The following is a 21750-nucleotide window of genomic DNA, read 5'->3' on the forward strand; positions in this document are numbered from 1 at the left end:
TGGTTCCGCGGAAGCCTGCCACCGACCGGGCGGTATGTCACGGGGTCGCGCTGCTCAGGCTGCCAGGGGTGCCTCTCCGAGCGCGCCGTCCGGCAGCAGGTGCGGCCCGCGGGCGCGCGGCACACCTGCGTGCGCCACCTCCGCCTCGCCGCGCGCCTCCGCGGGCTTCCCGCGTTCCGGGCGTTCGGGGCATTCGGAGCGCTCCGGGCGTTCCGGGCGTTCCGCATGGCTCTCCGCCCGGATGTCCGCCACCAGCTGCGGGTCCTCCCTCAGCTTGGCCAGGGCCCGGGAGACGGCGCTCTTGACCGTGCCGACGGAGACGCCGAGCACCTCGGCCGTCCGTATCTCGCTCAGGTCCTCGTAGTAGCGCAGCACCACCATGGCGCGCTGCCGCGCCGGCAGCTTGAGCACGGCCCGCCACATCGCGTCCCGTACGGCCTGCTGTTCGGCCGGGTCGGGCTGGGGCAGCGGATCGGGCTCGGGCAGCTCGTCGCAGGAGAACTCGTCCACCTTGCGCCTGCGCCACTGGGAGGTGCGCGTGTTGACCAGCGCCCTGCGGACGTAGCCGTCCAGCGCACGATGGTCGGCTATCCGGTCCCAGGCCAGGTAGGTCTTGGCGAGCGCCGTCTGGAGCAAGTCCTCGGCGTCGCTGGGGTTGGCCGTCAGGGACCGGGCGGTGCGCAGCAGCACCGGGCCGCGGGCCCGCACGTACGAGGTGAAGGTGAGTGGTGATCCCCCGGAGCCTGGCGGCATCGCAGGGGACCCCGCGTGCGTCGTGGAGGTGGTCCGGGGAGTCCGAACTGTCCCAGGCGTGGTCATGGCATCCACGCTAGGAGCAGCCCGCCCTCCCCGGATCGCCCCAAGGTCCCGAAGCCGCGTCCGCCTCAGGGTGTAGGGGTGGTGGTATCTACACCTCCTGAAGGTGGAGAGCGTCCGCCGACGGGATCAGGGGCGCCTCGGGGGCGCCCCCGCACCCGGGTGCCGTCCCCTCATCCGACGACGGCGACGGGCGCGTCCACCAGGTTGTGGTCCACGGTCACCGTGTGCCCTCCGTACGTGCGCTTCACGTTGCCCGTGTGCTGGTGGATACGACGGTGCGGCTGCCACGCCTTCGGGTTCAGATTGCGCTCCTTGTCGAGGGAGGCGGGCACGTGCCACCGCGCGAACCAGACGGCCGTGGGCAGCCCGCGCGCCCCCGCTGCGCGGGCCTTCTCCAGGTGCGCGATGCCGTAGTTGGCGCTGCTGTAGAAGCCGGCGACGTACCCCTGTGCGCGTACCGCGCTGTTCCAGCCCTGGATGAAGCGCAGGGTGGTGTTGGCACAGCTCTTCTTCTTGTAGCGGTAGGCCTCCATGTCGAGGTAGAGGGCGCTGTTCTTGGCCATGCCGAGCTGCTGCGCACTGCGCACCGCGTCCTGCCCCTCCTGCCGGCCCAGCCCGTAGGGGTCCTTGGTGTCCATGCGGAACTTCTGCTTGTTCTTCGCGATCACGCAGGGCGCCTGGGAACCGACGTAGACGGGCAGCAGTTTCCAGCCCTGCTTGTCGACCTCGGTGACCCACTCGGCGCTCAGATGCTTCTGTTTCGGGCAGGCGCGGCCGCGTCCGCCGATGTAGACGCCGACGGCCCCGAACGGGGAGGGCCCCTTCCACGCGCGCATGGTGGCGGCGGACGGTGCCTGGCAGGTGTCGAAGGCGTCCCCCTTGAAGATCTGCGCCCCGAAGTCGCGCGGATCGCCCGTCACCAGCGACGGCTGGTCGGCCGGTACGCCGGGGGCGCCCGGCGCGTTCGGGTCGGCGGGAGCGTCGGGCGCGCCGGGGTCGGTCAGCGCCGTCCGGGGGTCGGCAGGGTCCACGGGCGGCACGGCGGTCCCCTCCGTACCGGGCGGCGCGGGGGTTCCCTCCGTACCAGGCGGCGCGGGGGTTTCCTCCGTACCGGGTGGCGCGGTGGGTGCCTCGGAGCCGGGGGGTGCGCCACCGGGGTCGGGGGGCGGGGACACGGGTCGCCGGGTCGCGGTGGCGTTGGAGGGGGCCGGGACGGGCTCCGCACCGGCGGCCGGGAGCACGCCGCTGGTCAGTGCGGCGGCGAGCCCGGCCGAAAGGAGAGCCACTCGTCGCATCATCGGATTTGTCGTCGCCATGGGGCGAGTGAACGAGTCCCGCCGCGGCGAGCCGCACAGGCGCGCCCACCGGCTGCGGGGATTCAGCCGTCTGGGTCCGTCCCGCCACCTACCGGGTCAGCACCAGCCCGGAGGTGGGGACGCCCGTGCCCGCCGTCACCAGCACCCGTGCACATCCGTCAACCTGGTTGACGGATGTCCCACGGAGCTGCCGCACGGCCTCGGCGATGCCGTTCATGCCGTGCAGATAGGCCTCGCCCAGTTGGCCGCCGTGCGTGTTGAGGGGCAGCACTTCCTCGGCGACGAACGCGGCACCCTCCCCGCGCCCGCAGAAGCCGAACTCCTCCAGCTGCATGAGCACGAACGGGGTGAAGTGGTCGTAGAGCACCGCCACATCCATCTCGGCGGGGCTCAGCCCGCTGGTGCGCCACAGCTGGCGCGCCACGACGCCCATCTCGGGGAGCCCGGTCAGCTCGTCACGGTAGAAACCGGTCATCTGTTCCTGCCCGCGACCCGCCCCCTGGGCCGCCGCCGCGACCAGTGCGGGACGGTGCCGCAGCCCGCGCGCCCGTTCCGGCGAGGTGACCACCAGGGCCTGTCCGCCGTCCGTCTCCTGGCAGCAGTCCAGCAGCCGCAGCGGCTCGACGATCCAGCGCGAGGCGGCGTGCTGCGCCAGGGTGAGGGGCTTGCCGTGGAAGTAGGCGGCGGGGTTGGTGGCGGCGTACTTGCGGTCCACCACGGCGACGTGCCCGAATGCCTCCGGAGTGAGTCCGTAGGTGTGCAGATAGCGCTGCGCCGCCATGGCGACCCAGGAGGCGGGTGTCAGCAGCCCGAAGGGCAGCGACCAGCCCAGCGCCGCCCCTTCGGCCGAGGGTTCACGCTGCTGCACACCGGCGCCGAAACGCCGCCCGGAGCGCTCGTTGAACGCCCGGTAGCACACCACCGTCTCGGCCAGCCCGCAGGCGACCGCGAGCGCCGCCTGCTGAACCGTGGCGCACGCGGCGCCCCCGCCGTAGTGCACCCGTGAGAAGAACGACAGCTCTCCGATACCGGCCGCCTGTGCGACGGTGATCTCCGGGCTGGTGTCCATCGTGAAGGTGACCATGCCGTCGACGTCGCCCGGAGTCAGCCCCGCGTCGTCCAGCGCGGCGCGCACCGCCTCGACGGCGAGGGCGAGTTCGCTGCTTCCCGAGTCCTTGGTGAACGGGGTCGCGCCGATGCCGACGACGGCCGCTCGTCCACCGAGCGTGTCGGCCGCGTGCAGGCTCATGAGGAAGCCCCCTTCCGGTCGGCGGGAGAGACGCCCTTCCGGTCGGCAGGGGAGGTGCCCTCCTGGTCGGCCGCCGTGCGGAGGGTGACGGTGACCGTGCCGGTGACGTGGTTGCCGAGCCGGCCTGCTCCCCGTACGGCGACCTCGACGGTGACCGACTCCGCGCCGGGAGCGTCCGGTGCCGGAGGGGTGACGGCGGTGACACGTCCGGACAGTGCGAGGGTGTCGCCCGGATAGGCCGGGACGCCCAGCCGGATGGCGACCTTGCGCAGGACTGCGTGCGGGCCTGCCCAGCCGGTGACGTAGCGGCCCACCAGACCGTTCGTGGTCAGGATGTTCATGAAGATGTCGGGAGAGCCCTTCTCCCTGGCGGCCTCGGCGTCGTGGTGGACGTCCTGGAAGTCGCGTGAGGCCAGCGCGCCGGAGACGATGAGTGTGCGCGTCACGGGTATCTCCAGCGGCGGCAGCGGTTCGCCCTCGCGAGGGTTCACTTCTCCTCCCTCCATTCGGCGTCCCTGGCGGGCACCGCCAGCGCCTCTCCGAGCGCGGCCAGCAGCGCCCCCGGGGAGCCCAAAAAGGCGTCCAGTTGGCGGCCCCACAGGAAGTGCCGGTGCACGGGGTGGGTGACGTCCGCTCCGACGCCACCGTGCAGGTGCTGCCCCGTGTGGACGACCCTGCGGCCCGCCTCGGCGGCCCACCACGCGGCGGTCAGCGCATGCGTGTGCGCGGGCAGACCTGCGTCGTACCGCCACGCCGCCTCCAGGCAGGTGACGCGGATCGCCTCGATGTCCAGGTGCGCGTCGGCGGCGCGCAGTTGCACCGCCTGGTTGGTCGACAGGGGACGGCCGAACTGTTCGCGCTGCGACGTGTGGGCCACCACGTGCGCCAGGGACCCGGCGCACACGCCAGCCTGGACCGCCGCGAAGACCGTACGGGCGGCCCCGAGCGTCCCCTCGTACACGCCACCGTGCCGGACGCCCGGACCGCCCTCGAGCGGCTCCCCCCGGGCCCCGGACAACTCCAGGCGTCCCGCCGCCCACGGTGCCGTCGTCTCGACCGCTGCGACTTCGGCCGCTCGCTGGTCCTTCGGTACGAGAAAGAGGCGCGGCGCGCCGCCGGAGGCCTGCCGTACGGGCACCAGCACGTGGGTGGCCGCCCGCAACCAGGGAACGACCGGCACCACCCCCCACAGCCGCCCGTTCTCGTCGACCCGCGGCGCGGGATTTTCTTCCGCCCTCCGCCCGGCCGGCGCGCACGAGGCCCCCGCGGACGGGGCCCGGGTGAAAGAGGGAAGCGCGCCGGTCGCCACCACGGTGCCGTCCCGCAGTCCGGGCAGCAGGCGGGCACGCTGTTCGTCCGTGCCGTACGCCGCGACAGGCAGCAGTCCGAACGCGCAGGTGGCCGCCAGCGGGATCTGTGCCGTGCGCCTGCCCTGCTCCTCCAGGACGAGTGCCAGGCCCACCAGGCCGACCTCCTCTGCCGCGGCGAGCAGGCCCGCGCCGCACAGCGTCTTCCACACCACGGGATCGGTGCCGGTGCCGAGCGCGGTGAGGCGCTCGTGCGTGGACAGGTCGTCGAGGATGCCGGCCGCCAGGTCGCGTGCCGCCGTCTGCTCCTCCGTGGGCGTGAAGTCCATCAGGTGGCCGCCTGCTGGGGTGCCGGCCGGAAGACGGGCAGTTCGAGCGCGTCGTCCACCCGCAGGAACTCCAGCTCGACCGGCATCCCGATGCGCACCTCGTCGCAGGGGACGCCGACGAGGTTGCTGACGATCCGGAACCCCTCGGCCAGCTCCACGAGCACCACCGCGTACGGCGGGTCGAACGCCGGGAAGGGCGGGTGGTGCATGACGACGTACGAGTAGACGGTGCCGCGCCCGGCCGACTCGACCGCCGACCACCGCGGCGACCCGCAGGCGTTGCAGCCGGGCAGCCACGGGAAGCGCGGTGCCGCGCAGGCGTCGCAGCGCTGGAAGAGCAGCCTGTGCGCGGCCACGCCCTCCCAGAAGCCGGCGTTGTCCCGGTTGACGACGGGCCGCGGACGGCGGGGCGTTCCCGAAGAGGCCGCCGCCGCGCGAGACGTGGCTGAAGGAGACGTTGCCGGGCGGTACTTGAGGATGCGGAAGCGGTGGGTGCCCGCCGTCGCCCCGTCGACGCGTACGTCCATGCGGGTCGTCACGAAATAGCCGGTTCCCAGCTTGGTCGTCTTGCGCGGTGAGACCGACTCGATCAGCGTGTCGCACGTGACCTCGTCCCCGGGGCGCAACGGCTGCGCGTACTCCTGTTCGCAGTCGGTCGCGACCACGGAGGTGAAGCCGGCGTCGTCCAGCGCGCCCAGCAACGCGTCGTACGCCCCCGTGCGGTCCTCACGCGCCGCGAGCCCGGCCATCGTCCAGACCTGGAGCATCGTCGCCGGCGCGGAACCGTCGGGCGGCACCGGGTGGCCCAGCGCCTCGCACCAGTGCCGGATCATCGGGGCGTTCACGGCGTCGCGGCCACGCACCGGGGCTCCGGCAGGACGTCCCTCGTAGCCGCGCAGCAGGTCGCAGAGCGCGTCATGGTCCTTGGGGGAAGCGTGCCGCGCCTCCACTGCGGAACCGGGCCCGGACGCGTCCCCCGACGCGGGCCCGGGCGGGGGCTCGGACACGGACCGTGGCGTGGGCCCGTCTGTGCCGCTCATCGCCGCCTCCTGACCATCCCGAGCCGCATCGTCGCGACGATCTCCCGCTGGACCTCGCTCACCCCGCCGCCGAAGGTGTTGATCTGCGCGGCTCTGTTCATCCGTTCGACCTCGCCGTCCGCGAACGCGCCCGGCGAGCCGGCGCGCACCGTCCCGGCCTCGCCCAGCACCTCCTGGCACAGCGCGTGGACCGCGACGGTGCTCTCCGTGCCCGCGACCTTCACCCCGCTGGCGTCACCGGGGGTGAGCGTCCCCGCGCCGACGTCCTGGACGAGCCGCCAGTTGAGCAAGCGGGTCGCCGCGAGGCGGGCATGCGCCTCCGCGAGCCGCGCCCGCACCCAGGGTTCGCCGATCAGGCCGGTCTCGCGTACGTGCGCGAGCACGGCGTGGTAGTGGTCCTCGGCCTGCATGCCGAGCGCGGCGAGCGCCACCCGTTCGTGGTTGAGCTGGTTGGTGATCAGGCCCCAGCCGCTGTTCTCCTCGCCGACCAGGGCGCCGTCGGGCAGCCGTACGTCGTCGTAGTAGGTCGCCGTGGTCGTCAGCCCGCCGACCGTCTCGATGGGCGTCCACGAGAACCCGGGTGCGTCGGTGGGCACGAGGAGGATCGAGATGCCCTTGTGCTTGGGCGCGCCGGGATTCGTGCGGCAGGCCAGCCAGATCCAGTCGGCCTGCTGGGCGTTGCTGGTGAACGTCTTCGCGCCGTCGACGCGCCAGCCGCCGTCGGGGGTGCGCACCGCGCGGGTGCGCAGTGAGGCGAGGTCCGTGCCCGCCTCCGGCTCCGTGTAGCCGATGGCGAAGACGAGTTCGCCGCTGAGGATGCCGGGCAGGAAGAACGCTTTCTGCTCCGCGGTGCCGTACTTCATCAGCGTCGGGCCGACGGTGTTGAGGGTGACCATCGAGACGGGCGCCCCCGCGCGGTAGGCCTCGTCGAAGAAGACGAACTGTTCGTCCGGGCCCCGCCCCTGGCCGCCGTACTCGACGGGCCAGCCGAGGCCGAGCAGCCCGTCGGCCCCGATCCGGCGCAGCAGTGCGCGCTGCGGGGCCTCGCTGCCGTCCGGCGGGCGTAACGCGCGGAAGTAGGCGCGCAACTCGGCACGGAGGGCGCGTTGGCGAGCGGTCGGGGCGAGTCGCATTTCCTGACTGTCCGTCAGAAACGCGCACGCTGTCAACCGTCCGTCCGCGCACACGACCGCGCGCCCGCGAACGGATTCGCGGGCGCGCGGCCTCAGCCCATCCCCATGAACGCCCGGCCCGTCAGGCCGGCAGGGCGCTCAGCCGGTCACCACAGGTTGTGGAAGACGACGGTGGTGGTCTCGTTGTGCGTCACGTTGGTCTGGTCCACGTCCGCACCGTTGCCGTTGACGGTGGCGTTGTTGGCGTTGTTGGTGTTGTTGCCGTCGCCCACGGCGCCCTGCACCTGCGAGCTGGAGCTCGCGTTGGAATTCGATCCGTCGTCCGCGAGAGAGCCGTTGTCCGCGTACGCCACGCCGGACATGACGGCGACGGCGAACGGAAGGGCGGCGGCGGCCGCGATGACGCGGGCGGTACGGATGCGTGCCATGTTCAATCCTCCAGGAACCGTGAGTGCGCCACGAGAGCGCTCTGCACCGTAAGTGCCTTTGCGCCGCCTGCAGTTGGCCGACTGCGAGGCGGTCTGGCTGTACGACGTCGCGGATCCAGAGTTGCCCAGCGCACTCGGCGTGAACCCCTACTGACGGGTGGTTTCCCCCGCAAGTATGACGACGTGTCGATAAACCCCCCGTACGCCCCCGACCCCGGCCTTCCACCCCGTGCTCCCCCGCGCTCACCTCTCCGCGCACACACGGCCGCTCGCGCCCCCGCTCACGTCTCCGATACGTGTCCCGCCGGGTCTCGGAATGCGCACCGCTACGCCCCGCAGGGCTGTTCTCCCGCCCTTTCCCCAGCAACGAGCTCCCCGGGGCCACAGGCCTCCTCGCTCGTCGGAGCCCCCCTGCGCGCGAAACCGAGACATCCTCTGTCTGGTGTCTCCACACGGCTCCGCTGTCGCGGCCCGCACACGGCGAAGGGGCACCACCGCGCGGTGGTGCCCCTTCGGTGAACCGGGCCTCTACTGAGGCGACGGCTTCCCGGACTGCGGAGGCGGTGGGATTTGAACCCACGGAGGTGTCGCCACCTCTACGGTTTTCAAGACCGCTCCCTTCGGCCGCTCGGGCACGCCTCCCCGCACCGCCGGTACAGGCGGTGCGGGGGACAGCCTAGCGCGTGGTCACTTGTCGCCCTTGCGGGAGCCGAGGGTCAGCTCGACGGTGTGCTCCTTGCCGTCGCGCTCGTAGGTGACCTCGACCTTTTCGCCCGGCTTGTGGGACCAGATCGTGCCGATCAGAGTGGGGCCGCTGTCGATCACCGTGTCGTCCAGCTTGGTGATGACGTCGCCGGGCTTGAGGCCCGCCTTGTCGGCGGGGCCGTTCGGGGTGACGGGCTCGCTGCCGTTCTCCCCGTCGCGCGAGATGGTGGCGCCCTTGCCCTCGCCGCCCAGCTGCACCGTGGCGCCGATCATCGGGTAGACGGGTTCGCCGGTGTCGATGAGCTGTTCGGCCACGCGCTTCGCCTGGTTGGACGGGATGGCGAAACCCAGACCCACGCTGCCGGCCTGCCCCCCGCCCTCCATGCCGCCACCGCCGCCGCCCGACTGGATGGCGGAGTTGACGCCGATGACCGCGCCCTGCGAGTTCAGCAGGGGGCCACCGGAGTTGCCGGGGTTGATGGAGGCGTCCGTCTGAAGCGCGTTCATGTACGACGCCTGGCTGCCCTGACCGTCACTGGAGGCGACCGGACGGTTCTTCGCACTGACGATGCCCGTGGTGACCGTGCCCGACAGCCCGAAGGGAGCACCGATCGCGATGGTGGCATCCCCGACGGCCACCTCGCCCGAGTTGGCCACCGGCAGCGGATCCAGCTTCCGGTCACCGACGCCGCTCAGCTTGAGGACGGCGATGTCGTACCCCTGCGCGTTGCCGACGACGTGGGCGTCGTACTTCTTGCCGTCGGAGAACGTCGCGGTCAGCTTGCCGCCCTGCGTTGCGTTGGCCACCACGTGGTTGTTGGTGAGGATGTGGCCTTCCTTGTCGAAGACGAAGCCCGTACCCGTGCCCTCCTCACCACCGCCGGACGAACGGATGGTCACCACGCTCGGCAGCGCCTTGGCGGCTATCCCCGCGACCGACTTGGGCGAACGGTTGAGCTTCTCGGGGTCGGCGGAGGAGCTGATGGTGGTGCTGCCGCCGTCCGAGCGGTCGGCCGCCCAGAAGCCGATCCCCCCGCCGATGCCGCCGGCGACGAGCGCGGCGACCACCACACCGACGATCAGGCCGTTGCGGCGCTTCTTGCCGCCGGGCTCCGGGCCGCCGGGTCCTGAGCCCGGCGGCATCGCCCACGGGTCGTGCGGAGGCATCCCGCCACCGCCGGAACCGCCCGGACCCACGGGACCGCCAGGGCCGCCACCGTACGGCGGCGGGGGCGGCGGGGTCGGGTGACCCGTGCTGCCGTGACCCCAGCCGCCCGCCTGTCCCGAGCCGCCGTCTCCCGCGGCTCCGTAACCACCCGACTCGCCGGGCCCTGTCGACCCCTCCGGCTGGTAAGGGCGCTCGGCCCCGCCGGGCTCTGACGCGCTCATGCCGGGGCCGCCGGACGTCGCGGCGGTACCGGAGGCAGCCGCTGGTCCGGCGACGGGCGGAGCGGCGGGCGGCGGCGAGGGTTGCCGCGGCGGGGCGGCCGGGGCGGGGCTCATCGCCTCGGTTCCCGCTGCGGGAACGGGCGCGTCCACGGGCGCGGGCGCATCGTATGAGCCGTCCTGCGGTGACTGCACCAGGGTGTCCGTGGACGCCGGTGCCGACATCGACGCCGGGGCCTCGGCCGGACGGGCGACTGTGTCCTGGACGGAGGTGCCGTGCTGCGTACGGCCTTCGGCCTCCGGGGGTGCGCCGGGCGAGGTGCCGGACGGGGTGTCGGCGGAAGCGACGTCCGGAGCGGCGGTGACGGAAGAGTCAGGGGAGGGCAGCGAGAAGTCGCCGTCCTCGCGGCTCGTCGGGGCGCCGGCGGACGGGGCCTGGGCCGGCGCCGGAGGCGTGGGACCCGCCCCCGCCGCAGGCGTCACGGCAGCGCCGTCGTTCTCGGTGCTCACAGCTCACTCCTCATCAGGTACACGACATCGCAGGGACGGATGCGTTCACGTATGCGGGTATCCATGGACAGCTTTTCCCATCACACGTCAGGCCGACGTAAGCCAACGCTGAGCCTCCGCACTTCCGTCTTTACATCGGGTCAACACGGACACACTTCCCTCCCCGGGTGGTGGGAGACCGGCACGGGTGAACCGGCGTCAGGGCGCCGCCGACTGCTCGTCACCCACACGCCCCAGTGATTCGCACGCACGTGCTCCGCTGTCACGGGACCCAGCGTAGGCGCGCTCCTCCCACACCGCCTTCCGGAGATCCGGGGAAAGCCGGATCTCCGGGGGTCGGATCCCGGGGGTCGGGTCTTCGGAGGCGGGTCTTCGGGTGCGGACGAATTCCCCGGTGAGTCGGCGTGGTGTCCGGGGAGGCGACCAGGAGTCCGGAACGGCGGCCGAAGGTCCGGGCGGCCGAAGGTCCGGGCGGCCGGTGGCCCGGACAGCCGGAGGTCCGAGGACGCCGCAGGCCCGAACAGACCGGAGGTCAGAGGGGGCCGGAGGGCCGAGGAAACCGGAGGGCCGGTCAGGCCCGAGCCCGGAGGAGGCCGGAGGACCGGTCAGGCCCGAGCTCCGAGGAGGCCAGAAGGCTGAGGCCGTCGGAGTACCGAGGACGTCAGAGGGCCGGACAGGCCGGGAGCCCCCGAGGGACCAGGGCGGCCGGGAGGGTGCGTGCCGGAGCGTCCCGCGGCGGCACCGTACACAGCGCGCCTTCCGCGGCGGGACCGCACGCAGCACCCCGCGCGGCGGAATCATGCGCAGCGCCCTGCGCGGCGTGCACGCCTGCTCCGGTGGGACGATGACCGCGTGAGCAACGAGTTCGCCGCCGGGTCGCGCCGCCGTCTCTCCCGCCCGCCGTCCGTCATCGCCCACCGCGGTGCCTCCATGGAGGCACCCGAGCACACCCTGGCCGCCTACCGCCGCGCCATCGAAGAGGGCGCGGACGGACTGGAGTGCGACGTACGGCTGACCGCCGACGGCCACCTCGTCTGCGTCCACGACCGGCGGATCAACCGCACCTCCAACGGGCGCGGCGCGGTCTCGGCGCTGGAGCTCGCGGACCTGGCGGCGCTCGACTTCGGCTCCTGGAAGGGACGGCACGCCGACCCGTACGAATCCCCCGACACCGCCCTCGACACCGACGTCACCGACGCGACCGACACGGCTTACCCAACCGGAGCAGCCGGCGCGGCCGACACCGCCCACCCGGACGGCGCGGCCGACACCGCCCGCGCGGCGGGCGCGACCGGCGCGGCCGGCTCCCGCGCCGATCCCGAGCGGACCTCCGTTCTCACCCTGGACCGGCTGCTCGACCTGGTGGCCGAGGCGCCGCGCCCGGTGGAACTGGCGATCGAGACCAAGCATCCGACCCGCTGGGCCGGGCAGGTCGAAGCGCGCCTGCTCGAACTGCTGGACCGCCACCGCCCGAACACCCCCGTGCGGGTGATGAGCTTCTCCGCGCGCTCCCTCCAGCGCGTGCGCGCCGCGGCGCCCCACCTGCCGACGGTGTTCCTGACCCAGTTCCTGCTGCCCCGCCACCGCGACGGGCGGCTGCCGAACGGAGTGCGCATCGCGGGCCCCGGCATCCGCCTGCTGCGCTCGCATCCGGAGTACGTCGAACGTGCCCACCGCGCGGGCAACCAGGTCCACGTGTGGACGGTGGACGAGCCCGAGGACGTCGAGTTGTGCGTGCGGCTCGGGGTCGACGCGATCATCACCAACCGGCCGCAGCAGGTCCGTGCCCAGCTCAGCGGCGGACCGTACTGACGGTCCGGGAGCGCACCGCACTCGGACCCAGGAGTGCACCGGCGCATTCGGTGCTTATTGCAGTCGCGCGAGTGCGTCAAGAGAAGGGGAGTGGCCGGTTTCCGCCGCACTCGGCTGGGGCATTCATCCCGATGGCGTGGGGCAAAGGAGGTCTCGGGGGTGGCGTTGGTGGTGGCACAGGAAGTGCCTACTTCGTCGACCATGGCCGTGCCCCATGGTCCGTCGGGTGTGCGGCTCGCACGGCGCAGGATGCGCGAGGAACTCCTCGCGTGCGGCGCTCCCGACACGGTCGTCGATGATGCGATTCTGATTCTTTCCGAGCTCCTCAGCAACGCGTGCCGCCACGCGCGGCCGCTGTACGAGGGGTCGTCGGTGACGCACGGAGCGGGCGGTGCCCATGGGGGTGACGGGCCCGAGTCAGGCCCAGGGGGGACGGCGGCCGACGCCGCGACGGTCAGGGCGTCGTGGTGCAGGGACGCGGGCGGCGAGGTGACCATCGCGGTCACGGACGGTGGCGGGCCGACCCGTCCACTTCCGGCCAAGCCCTCCGTCACCGCACGCGGCGGCAGAGGGCTGGCCATCATCACCGCCCTCGCCCGGGACTGGGGGGTGCGGTCCGAACACCCGGACAGACCCCAGCGGAGCAGGTTCGGGCCCCCGCGCACCGCTCCCGAGGACACCGCTTCCGACGACACCGCTTCCGCCGACACGGCGCACGGCCGGAGCGCACGCCGCGGCCGCACCTCCCGTGCCCGTACGTCCTCCGGAGGCTCCTCCGGCACCGGTACGCGCGGCCCGTACGTGCCGGACGGCATCACGCCCGGCACCACGCCCGGCGTCCCGGACGGCATCACGCCCGGCAATCCGGCGGACGGGGAGCCCGCGGTGACGGTCTGGGCAGTGCTGCGGCCGGACAACTCCTTCAGCGGACGGGTCGCGGCCAGTCTCGGCGGCCTCGGTGCGGGATCCGGCGGCCTCGGCGGTGGCGAGCCCGGCGAGGAGTTCGACCTCGCCTCGGTGGAGGAGCTCTGAGCCTCCCGGGCCCACCGGCACTGCTCCCGGACGGAGCATGCCGGCCCTCCCTGCGGCACGTCGGCCCTTACCGGACGCGCGCCGGCCCTGCCCGGACGCATGCCGGCCCTGCCCGGACAGAGGCACCGGCCCTCCCCGTTCGGAGGGGCCCACCCTTCCGGACAAGGCACCGGCGCTCCGGACGAGGCACAGCCCTTCCGGACGGGGCGCCCCCTCCGGCCGCAGGGCGACCGGACGGACGGTCGTCCCCCGCTCCGAGTGCGGGGCGGCGGGGCGGTGCGGGCAGCGCGCTGTGCCCGGCAGCTACTAGGATCACGGCGCCCACAACACCGCACCTCTGGAGAACCGCTCGCATGGCAAACAAGCGCCGACCCCAGACAGCCGCCCCGGCCGCCACAGGGGCGGCAGACAGCGGGAACTACCCGGTGGTGGGGGCCCGCCAGCCGTGCCCCTGCGGTTCGGGGCGCCGCTACAAGGCGTGCCACGGCAGGGCAGCCGCCCAGGCCGCGACGGAGCTGGTGCGCCGCCCGTTCGAGGGACTGCCCGGGGAGGCCGACTGGGTCGCCATGCGGGAGCTGGTTCCGGCCGCCACCGCGCGTCTGACGCTCAAGGGAGGGCTTCCCGAGGGCGTGACGGCCGTCACGCTGGCGACGGTGCTGCCGATGGCGTGGCCCGCGCTGCACAGGGAGAGCGGTGAGATCCTGCTGGGCCTGCAGAACGACACGGCCTCGGGTGACCTGAGCCGGGACCTCGCGGACACGCTCCAGCGCGCGCTCGCCGCCGAGCCCGGCACCCCGGTCGACGCGGGCCGCGCCGATCCGCAGGGCCCGCGTCTGCAGGATCTGCTGGACCTCGACGCGCCGTTCGAGCCGGAGGTGCACTCCGGGTTCGAGTTCTGGCTGGAGGGCGAGGAGGAGCCGGCCGGTGAGGTCGCCGCCTCTTTGGAGAGCGCCAACTCCGCGGCCCTGCCCACCACCCGGCTGACGGGGGTCGAGGGAGCCTACTGGTGCGAGGCGCCGGGGAAGAACCACCTGCGGTGGGTGATGGCCAGGCCCGAGGAGGAGCTGCTGGACGCGCTGGCGCGCCTGCACGCCGCGGGTACCTCGTCGCTGGACGAGCCGCAGGGCGCCGAGGGATCCCGGCTGGTGGGCTCCTTCCGGGCACACGGGCTGACGGTCCCGGTATGGGATCTGCCCTCGGAGATGACGGCCCAGGAGTGCGAGAAGCCCGCCGCGGCGTTCGCCGAACGCCTGGCCGAGGCGCTGGCGGTGACGGCTCCGCTCACGGCCGAGGAGCGCCGCGCGCGCAGCGGTCTCACCAACCGTCAGGTGACGCTCAACTGACGGCAGTCGGGAGATTCGGCGTGGGCTTTGCGAAGGTCCCGTGAGCGTGACACCGCTCACACGCGCGGTCCAACTTGCCCTACTCACAGGTAAATCGGCGTCTCAATCGGGGCGATCGAATTTGCTAACCGCCGATCTCTTGTTACCGTTCTAGAAGCCCGGTCGCTGGTGCATCCCCCGTCGCCAGCGACCGGGTTTTTCTTGTGCCGCCGGGCTTCCCCTCTCTCGCCGACGGACCGCCGCTTCGTGGATGCCGCCGGGCAAGCGGATGTCAACTGCCGCTGGCGGCCCGCAGCAGACGCCGTCGCCCGTCGGCGGAGACGACTTCGGCCACCGCTGAGTAGGCCTCGTGCGCTCGGGCCTTGCCGTGCTCTTCCCCGTCGCCGCGTGGCGTCTCGCACACGCCAGGTGCGGCGGCCGCGGCCATCGTGCAGCGCACCTGTGTCGTGCGCCCTTCGGGGCCTCGCAGGGTCAGGAGGGCGGGCAAGGTGCCCGGGGTGGTGTTCCGGTAGTAGGCGCGGGCCCAGGTCTCCTCGCCCTCGGTCACCACGCAGGCGCGGGCCTCCACCCCTTCGGGTGAGGCGATTTCCGGCCCACAGGAGGACGAAGGCCGCCCCGGGGCGGCCGCTCCCCGTCGCGCCGCCTCGCGCTCGTCGTTTCCTCGCTCACCGGCGGCGCCGCGCTCTCGCTCACCAGCCTTCCGGCGCTCGTCCTCGGACTCACCGACGGTCAGCCGCTCACCCTCGCGCTCGGGCTCTCCGGCGGTCCCGTGCCGGGGCTGGGCCGCCTCGAACGCCTTGGCCGCGAGACGGGCGTCCTGGCCCGCGACCGCCGCCGCGAGCGGTACCGCGGCGACGAGCGCGACGGTGCTGGCGAGGGTGACCACGCGGAGCCTGGACGCGCGCTGGTGCGGCTGGAGCATGAGGGAACCCACCTGGACGAGAGCGGAGCGACGAGAAGCGACGGGAGCGGGAACGAGCGGGGCGGGGCGGGTGAGCACGGGGCCGGGAACCGGACCGACCGGTGAGGTGAACATATCGGGGTCAAGGTGGCGTACACACCCCAAAGACTCCCGTTTCCCCCTCAACTGCCCACGGCTCCAACCCGTACGAGTGAGGCCTCCGCTCTCCGGACCACACCTCGCACCGCACAAAGCACCGTGCGTCGCACTAACCGCACTAACCGCACAACCGCACAACCGCACCACCCGCGTCTGCGCGTCTACCGACCCGGCCCTCCGGCCCGGCCCACCGGCCCGGCCCGCGGCTCGCGGGCCCCGGGCGCGGGAACCCGAAGGCCCCGCCCCCCGGATGCCGGGGCCCCGCCCTGGCCCCAGCGCTCAGTACGCCAGTCGGCTACCCGTGTCCGGGGTCGCGGCGCTCTCCTCGACGAGGACGTCCAGCAGTGTCTCCATCCGGGGCAGCCACGGCCGGCCGTCCGTGCCCGGTTCGGGCTCCCGCTCCCAGCGGGCCCTGCCGGCTCCGGTAAGGGCGCCGGGCAGTGCCACGTAGCCACCACCGCCGTGGAACCGCAGGGAGCTGGGCACCCGGTCCTGGGCGTACAGCAGTTCGCCCAGCTCTTCGAGCGCGTAGGGCTCGACCAGTACCGAGAAGCGGGTGGGCGTCGCGACCACCGGGCCGACGCGGACGCCGGCGGCGTCGAAGGTCGCCAGGGCGCGCGCCCCGGCGACCGCCGGCAGGCTCAACGCGCACGGCGCCGGGCCGCCGGTCGCGAGGATCACCGGGGCGTCGGGCCTGTTGTTCCACCACCAGCCGACCATGGCCTCATCGGTCGTGGCCGCCAGCAGCACGGGGTCGAAGGGGTGTGCCCCCGGCACCACGCACTCCGGATCGCGGCACGCGCAGACGGCGGCCTCGCCCCGGCCCCCACTGGAGGCGAGGGCGGCTCCCGGGACGATGGGCCACTGCCACTCGGTGGCCGCTGTCAGCGCCGTGCTCCGCATCGGTGACCGGTGGGTACTCCGTCCGGACCGCGCCCGAAACCGTCGGCCCTGGAGCTGTCCCCAGGCCCTGAGGGAGCGTCGCCTTCCGAGGATCTCGCGCATGAGCGCTCGTTCCTTTCCGTGAACGCCGAACAACGCCTACAAAGCAAACAACGCCTGTTTACGCAAACACAGTGAACAAACGGCGACCGGCCGAACGGACGGGCCGGCGGGACGACGGGAACGACTCGCCTGCCGAACGCCAACTGACCGTGCCGACCGATCTCCCAGCTCAGTACGTGTCGTGAACCTTGGTGATCGTGCGTGTCTGGCAGTGCATCGTGCTGCGGGCCCGGCGCGGAACGTGGCGAGGCGGCGGGCACGCCGCGTGCATACCGCGGACCGCCACCTGCGCCGGTGCTGCTCGTACTTGCTCGTCACGCACCGCGAACCTCCCCCGGCCCTCGGCCGGAAGGGACCCCGGCATCCGCTCGTACCGCGTCCGTGCTGCCTGTGCAATCCCGCGACTGGTGCCATCGGGCGAAGAGGGACGGGGCGGGGCCCGCTGCCCTCTAGGACGCCATGTCTTCCCACAGGGTTCCGTACCCGCAGCGGCGGTGCCAACGCGCTGCCGAATGGCCTCAGTCGACAGCAGTATGCACGCCAAGCGAGCGATTTTCCGCCAATCTTTCCACCGTACGGCCTGCCCCCGTGAGAGGCATCGTCTCTGCGGACATGCTCGGCACCGCAGCGCACGTACTGGACATGCCCCAACGGCATGTGTACATGTAGTGGCATTGATAGCGGAGCAACATGACATGGGGGTTTGCGATGCTATTGGACCAGTTTCTCCACCTTCCGGGTCGCTGCCCATGACCTCTCCGCACTTGCCGAAAGTGGCTGGAATCGAACCAGCGGTTTCCTCGAATTCCCCGACGTCCCCTGCTTCGTCGGAGCCCGCCGAATCCGCGGCCTCGGCCGCACCAGCCGCACCGCCCGCCTCCCCCGCCCCTCCCACAGTTCCCCGGACCTCCGCCTCACCGGGCACGGACCCGCCGCCAGGGGACCCCCGCTCCCCGCAGGGCCGTCCACCCGAGGTGAACCCCGGCTCGCCGGCGGACCGCAAACGGATCTGCGACCTGTCCTGCCTGCTCGACCTCGCGACCCGGCTGGCGCGCACCGACCACTTCGACGCCGCACTGCGCGAGACGCTGCGGGCCGGCGGCACCCTCCTCGGCGCCCCGCGCGGCCTGGTCGTCCTCGAACCCGGTACGCACCCCGGCGCCGCCCACGGGCCGGTACCCGAACAGACCCTCGGCATGGGCCTGGGCCGCGCCGAGCTGGGCGAGCTGGAGACCGTCCCCGCCCCCTCCCCGCCCGCCGGAGCGCCCGACGCCGACCACGAGCCCGGCGTCGCCTGCCCCGACCTCGCCGCCGCACCCGACCTGAGCGCGCACCACCGGCAGGTCGCCGCCCGCCTCGGCTACTCCGCCACCTACACGGTGCCGCTCACCACCGGCTCCGGCGCCCGCCTGGGCACGGCCGTCTGGCTCTACGACGAGCCGGGCGAGCCCACCGCGCGCCAGCGGGAGCTGCTGGGCGGCTACCTGCGATACGCCACCGAGCACTGCGCCCACCTGAGCGAACTCGCCCGCACCCGCGAGAAGTCGGCAGCCCTCGGCGCCGAACTGCTGCCCAGCACGCTGCCCCGGCTTCCCGGCGTCACGCTCGCGGTGCGGCACCGTACGAGCCCGTCAGGCGGCGGCGACTGGTTCGACGCGCTCGCGCTGCCCGACCGGGCGGTGGGGCTGGCCGTCGGCTCCGTCACCGGGAGCGGTCCCGCGGCGGTGGCCGCCATGGGGCGGCTGCGCGCCTCCCTGCGCGCGTACGCGGTGATGGAGGGCGAGGATCCGGTCGCCGTCCTGTCCGACTTGGAACTGCTGTTGCGGCTGACCGAGCCTGCCGCCTCGGCGACAGCCCTGTTCGCGTACGCCGAGCCGGCGGCGCGCAAGGTGCTGCTCGCCGGGGCCGGGCACTGCGCGCCCCTGATCGTGGGGCCCCGCCGCGTCGAGCCGGTGGAGACGGCGGTCTCGGCGCCGCTGGGGATGCTGGCCTGCTGGGAGGCGCCCAGCGCCGAGGTCGTGCTGGGAGAGGGCGAAACGCTCCTGTGCTACACCGACGGGCTGCTGCACCGCACGGGCCAGTCCATGGACCGCGCCTTCGCGCGGCTGCGGTCGGCCGCCGCCGGTGCGCCGCGCGCCACGCGCGAGGACCCCGAGGCGCTGGTCGACCACGTGCTGCGCACCGTCCTGCCCGCGCCCCTGGCCGACCTGCCCGACCACCCCGAGGACGTCGTCCTGCTGGCCGCCCGCTTCTGAGCGCCCGCGCGCCGCACAGACCTCGCCGCCCACCGGAACCGCGCCGTACAGACCTCGCCGCCCACCGGAACCGCGCGCCCGCACAGACCTCGCTTACCCGCCCGCGGGGGCCCTCGCGGGCGGCGTGGCCCGCCGTCGCGGCCGGGGGAAGGTCACATCCGCACGGCTCTGGACCAGCCACGTGCCGCCCATACGATGGAAGGTGGTTTCATCCGTCGAACAGGAGGCAGACGTGGCAGACGACGCCGCTGACGAGCAGCCGATCAAGCAGCGGAAGAACGGCCTGTACACGGGCGTCTCCGACGAGCTGGCCGCGAACATGAAGTCCGGCTGGGCGGACACCGAGCAGCACGGCCTGGAGCCGATCGCGCAGGCCGCCGAGCTGGCCGAGCGGCGCGAGAGGCTGTCGGCGCGGTTCCCGGGCGAGCGGCTGGTCGTCCCCGCGGGCAATCTCAAGACCCGCTCCAACGACACCGAGTACCCCTTCAGGTCGTCCGTCGAGTACGCGTACCTGACCGGTGATCTGACCGAGGACGGCGTGCTCGTCCTGGAGCCGACGGGGGCGCGCGGCCACACCGCCACGCTCTACCTCCTGCCGCGCTCCGACCGTGAGAACGGCGAGTTCTGGCTGGACGGCCAGGGCGAGCTGTGGGTCGGCCGGCGGCACAGCCTCACCGAGAGCGAGAAGCTCTACGGTCTGCCGTGCGCCGACGTACGCACCGTCACCGACGCGCTGCGCAGGGCGAGCGGCCCGGTGCGCGCCGTGCGGGGGTACGACGCCGGCGTCGAGGCGGCGCTGGCGGACAAGGCGACCGCCGAGCGGGACGAGGAGCTGCGCGGCTTCCTGTCCGAGATGCGGCTGGTCAAGGACGCGTTCGAGGTCGGCGAGCTGCAGAAGGCGGTCGACTCGACGGTGCGTGGTTTCGAGGACGTCGTCCGCGTGCTCGACAAGGCGCAGGCCACCTCGGAGCGCTACATCGAGGGAACGTTCTTCCTGCGCGCCCGCGTGGAGGGCAACGACGTCGGCTACGGCTCGATCTGCGCCGCGGGCCCGCACGCCACCACGCTGCACTGGATGCGCAACGACGGCCCCGTGCGCTCGGGCGAGCTGCTGCTCCTCGACGCCGGAGTGGAGACCCACACCCTCTACACCGCCGACGTGACCCGTACCCTGCCGATCGACGGCCGCTTCACCGACCTCCAGCGCACGCTCTACGACGCGGTCTACGAGGCGCAGGAAGCGGGCATCGCCGCCGTCAAGCCGGGCGCCAAGTACCTGGACTTCCACCACGCGGCGCAGCGGGTGCTGGCCGCCAAGCTGGTCGAGTGGGGCCTGGTCGAGGGCCCGGTCGAGCGGGTGCTGGAGCTGGGTTTGCAGCGGCGCTGGACGCTGCACGGCACCGGGCACATGCTCGGCATGGACGTGCACGACTGCGCCGTCGCCCGGCGCGAGACCTACGCCGACGGCACCCTCGAGCCCGGCATGTGCCTGACCGTCGAGCCGGGGCTGTACTTCCAGGCCAACGACGAGACGGTGCCCGAGGAGTACCGGGGCATCGGCGTGCGCATCGAGGACGACATCCTGGTCACCGAGGACGGCAACCGCAATCTGTCCGCCGGGCTGCCCCGCAGCAGCTCCGCGGTGGAGAGCTGGATGGCGGAACTCAGGTCGTAACGCCCGTCGAAGTCCTAAAATCCGAGCACGGCGGCGAGGTCAGGAGACACGAGCGACGACAACGCGCCCGCTGAGCCTGTCACCGGCGAGCGGTCCCCCGGCGGCCCGGCACCCGGCACCCGGCGGGTGTCCCCGCACCGACGGGTGGCCCGCACCGACGAGTGGCCTGTCACCGACAAGGAAGAGAGCGCGCTTTGGTCTCCCGGATGAGGACCGGACTGCTGTCCGCGTTTCCCTTCCTCGCCATGGCCGTCGTCGGTGCCGCCGACATGACGGGCGGGCCCGGGATCGGGCTGCAGCCGATGATGGCGCTCGGTCCCGCGTTCGCCGGTCTGACCGGTGGCAAACGGCGCACGGCCGCCGTCGGCGCGCTGGCGCTGGTGCTGACCGTCGCGCTCAGCTTCTACAACGACCAGTTCGGGGAGCGGCGCGGCAACGCCACGCTGATCTCCGTCGCGGGCGTGTCGGTGGCGGCGCTGGTGGCCACCGCGATGCGGCAGCGGCGGGAGGCCGAGCTGGCCAACGTGCGCTCCATCGCGGAGGCCGCCCAGCGGGTGCTGCTGCGCCCGGTACCGCGCAGCGCCGGGCGGCTGCGGGTCGCCGTCTCCTACACGTCGGCCGTCGCCGAGGCCCGGATCGGCGGCGACCTGTACGAGGTGGTCACCTCGCCGCACGGCGTGCGCGTCATCATCGGGGACGTCCAGGGCAAGGGCCTGGAGGCCGTGGAGACCGCGGCCGTCGTACTCGGCGCCTTCCGGGAGGCCGCCTACGACGAGTCCGACCTGCCCGCCGTGGGCGAACGTCTGGAGCGGGCGTTGGACCGGCACCTGCTGGGCGAGAAATTCGTGACGGCGGTGCTGGTCGAAGTGGAACACAGCGAGCGGCCCCGGACGGCGACGCTGCTCAACTTCGGTCACCCGGCGCCGCTCGCGGTCCGCCACGACGGCAGCGTCCACTTCGCCGAGCCGCCCCGCCGGTGCCTGCCGCTGGGCCTGGGACTGCACGGCAGCGAACCGCCCTTCCCGCACCAGGTGCCCTTCGCCCCCGGCGACCAGCTGCTGCTCTACACCGACGGCGTCACCGAGGCCCGGGACGCCGACAACCACTTCTACCCCCTCGACCAACGCGCCCACCTGCTCAAGGACCCCGACCCCGAGGGAGCGCTGGAGGCCGTCCACCAGGACATCGAGGAACACGTGCGCTCCCCCCTCAACGACGACGCGGCGATGCTGCTGCTGCGCTACCGCAACTTCCGCGCCGGGCCCGAGCCCGCCCCCACCGAGGACCAGCAGGCAGAGCCGACCTCGTGAACCGGTCGCCCGCAACGCGCGCACCAGTCGCTCAGA

At 73.1% G+C, this 21750-nt stretch carries 15 protein-coding genes, 1 tRNA gene and 2 pseudogenes; 6 read left to right on the forward strand and 12 right to left on the reverse strand.

Features of this window, described 5'->3' with window-relative positions; translation table 11 throughout:
- Positions 1-252 precede the first annotated feature (252 nt).
- The 10 genes and pseudogenes from MMF93_RS16000 to MMF93_RS16045 all read right to left on the reverse strand — a co-directional run.
- A pseudogene (locus MMF93_RS16000) lies at positions 253-819 on the reverse strand (SigE family RNA polymerase sigma factor); the annotation flags it as partial.
- Positions 820-989: 170 nt separating this feature from the next.
- Positions 990-2135: a DUF1906 domain-containing protein gene (locus tag MMF93_RS16005; RefSeq protein WP_242752061.1), complete on the reverse strand. Its 1146-nt coding sequence runs from the start codon at positions 2133-2135 to the stop codon at positions 990-992.
- Between the two features lie 88 nt (positions 2136-2223).
- The gene (locus MMF93_RS16010) at positions 2224-3384 is read right to left on the reverse strand and encodes a lipid-transfer protein (protein WP_242752069.1); all 1161 of its coding nucleotides are present in this window, start codon (positions 3382-3384) and stop codon (positions 2224-2226) included.
- Positions 3381-3875: a MaoC family dehydratase gene (locus MMF93_RS16015; protein ID WP_274709466.1), complete on the reverse strand. Its 495-nt coding sequence runs from the start codon at positions 3873-3875 to the stop codon at positions 3381-3383. The genes MMF93_RS16010 and MMF93_RS16015 overlap by 4 nt, the downstream gene beginning before the upstream one ends.
- On the reverse strand, positions 3872-5020 hold the full coding sequence (locus tag MMF93_RS16020; protein ID WP_242752073.1) for an acyl-CoA dehydrogenase family protein: 1149 nt from the start codon (positions 5018-5020) through the stop codon (positions 3872-3874). The genes MMF93_RS16015 and MMF93_RS16020 overlap by 4 nt, the downstream gene beginning before the upstream one ends.
- Complete coding sequence (locus MMF93_RS16025; RefSeq protein ID WP_242752075.1) at positions 5020-6060, reverse strand: bifunctional MaoC family dehydratase N-terminal/OB-fold nucleic acid binding domain-containing protein; 1041 nt, start codon at positions 6058-6060, stop codon at positions 5020-5022. Before MMF93_RS16025 ends, MMF93_RS16020 begins: the two co-directional genes overlap by 1 nt.
- Positions 6057-7193, reverse strand: coding sequence for an acyl-CoA dehydrogenase family protein (locus MMF93_RS16030; RefSeq protein ID WP_242752077.1), 1137 nt, complete (start codon positions 7191-7193; stop codon positions 6057-6059). The genes MMF93_RS16025 and MMF93_RS16030 overlap by 4 nt, the downstream gene beginning before the upstream one ends.
- Positions 7194-7339: 146 nt before the next feature.
- Entirely contained in the window at positions 7340-7621 is a 282-nt protein-coding gene (locus tag MMF93_RS16035; protein ID WP_114016697.1) for a hypothetical protein, read from the reverse strand.
- Between the two features lie 555 nt (positions 7622-8176).
- Positions 8177-8263 (reverse strand) — tRNA-Ser (locus MMF93_RS16040).
- A gap of 45 nt (positions 8264-8308) precedes the next feature.
- On the reverse strand, positions 8309-10222 hold the full coding sequence (locus MMF93_RS16045; protein ID WP_242752079.1) for a S1C family serine protease: 1914 nt from the start codon (positions 10220-10222) through the stop codon (positions 8309-8311).
- Positions 10223-11074: 852 nt separating this feature from the next.
- Here MMF93_RS16045 and MMF93_RS16050 point away from each other — a divergent pair.
- The 3 genes and pseudogenes from MMF93_RS16050 (at position 11075) to MMF93_RS16060 (ending at position 14409) form a co-directional block, all read left to right on the forward strand.
- The gene (locus MMF93_RS16050; protein WP_274709467.1) at positions 11075-12034 is read left to right on the forward strand and encodes a glycerophosphodiester phosphodiesterase family protein; all 960 of its coding nucleotides are present in this window, start codon (positions 11075-11077) and stop codon (positions 12032-12034) included.
- Positions 12035-12105: 71 nt separating this feature from the next.
- Positions 12106-12655 (forward strand): annotated as a pseudogene (locus tag MMF93_RS16055) (ATP-binding protein); the annotation flags it as partial.
- 764 nt (positions 12656-13419) lie between these two features.
- The gene (locus tag MMF93_RS16060; RefSeq protein WP_242752081.1) at positions 13420-14409 is read left to right on the forward strand and encodes a DUF5926 family protein; all 990 of its coding nucleotides are present in this window, start codon (positions 13420-13422) and stop codon (positions 14407-14409) included.
- A 271-nt stretch (positions 14410-14680) separates the two neighbouring features.
- Here the strand turns inward: MMF93_RS16060 and MMF93_RS16065 are convergent, their stop codons facing one another.
- Positions 14681-15331, reverse strand: coding sequence for a hypothetical protein (locus tag MMF93_RS16065; protein ID WP_242752083.1), 651 nt, complete (start codon positions 15329-15331; stop codon positions 14681-14683).
- Positions 15332-15748: 417 nt separating this feature from the next.
- A complete protein-coding gene (locus MMF93_RS16070) occupies positions 15749-16474 on the reverse strand; it encodes a bifunctional DNA primase/polymerase (protein ID WP_242752085.1) in 726 nt (241 codons plus the stop codon).
- A 749-nt stretch (positions 16475-17223) separates the two neighbouring features.
- Here MMF93_RS16070 and MMF93_RS16075 point away from each other — a divergent pair.
- The 3 genes from MMF93_RS16075 (at position 17224) to MMF93_RS16085 (ending at position 21714) form a co-directional block, all read left to right on the forward strand.
- The gene (locus tag MMF93_RS16075; RefSeq protein ID WP_242752087.1) at positions 17224-18729 is read left to right on the forward strand and encodes a PP2C family protein-serine/threonine phosphatase; all 1506 of its coding nucleotides are present in this window, start codon (positions 17224-17226) and stop codon (positions 18727-18729) included.
- Between the two features lie 232 nt (positions 18730-18961).
- On the forward strand, positions 18962-20404 hold the full coding sequence (locus MMF93_RS16080; RefSeq protein WP_242752089.1) for an aminopeptidase P family protein: 1443 nt from the start codon (positions 18962-18964) through the stop codon (positions 20402-20404).
- 206 nt (positions 20405-20610) lie between these two features.
- Positions 20611-21714 (forward strand): PP2C family protein-serine/threonine phosphatase, encoded by a 1104-nt coding sequence (locus MMF93_RS16085; protein WP_242752091.1) that lies wholly within the window; start codon positions 20611-20613, stop codon positions 21712-21714.
- Positions 21715-21750 lie beyond the last annotated feature (36 nt).

The organism is Streptomyces tubbatahanensis, from assembly GCF_022699385.1.
Lineage (GTDB): Bacteria > Actinomycetota > Actinomycetes > Streptomycetales > Streptomycetaceae > Streptomyces > Streptomyces diacarni.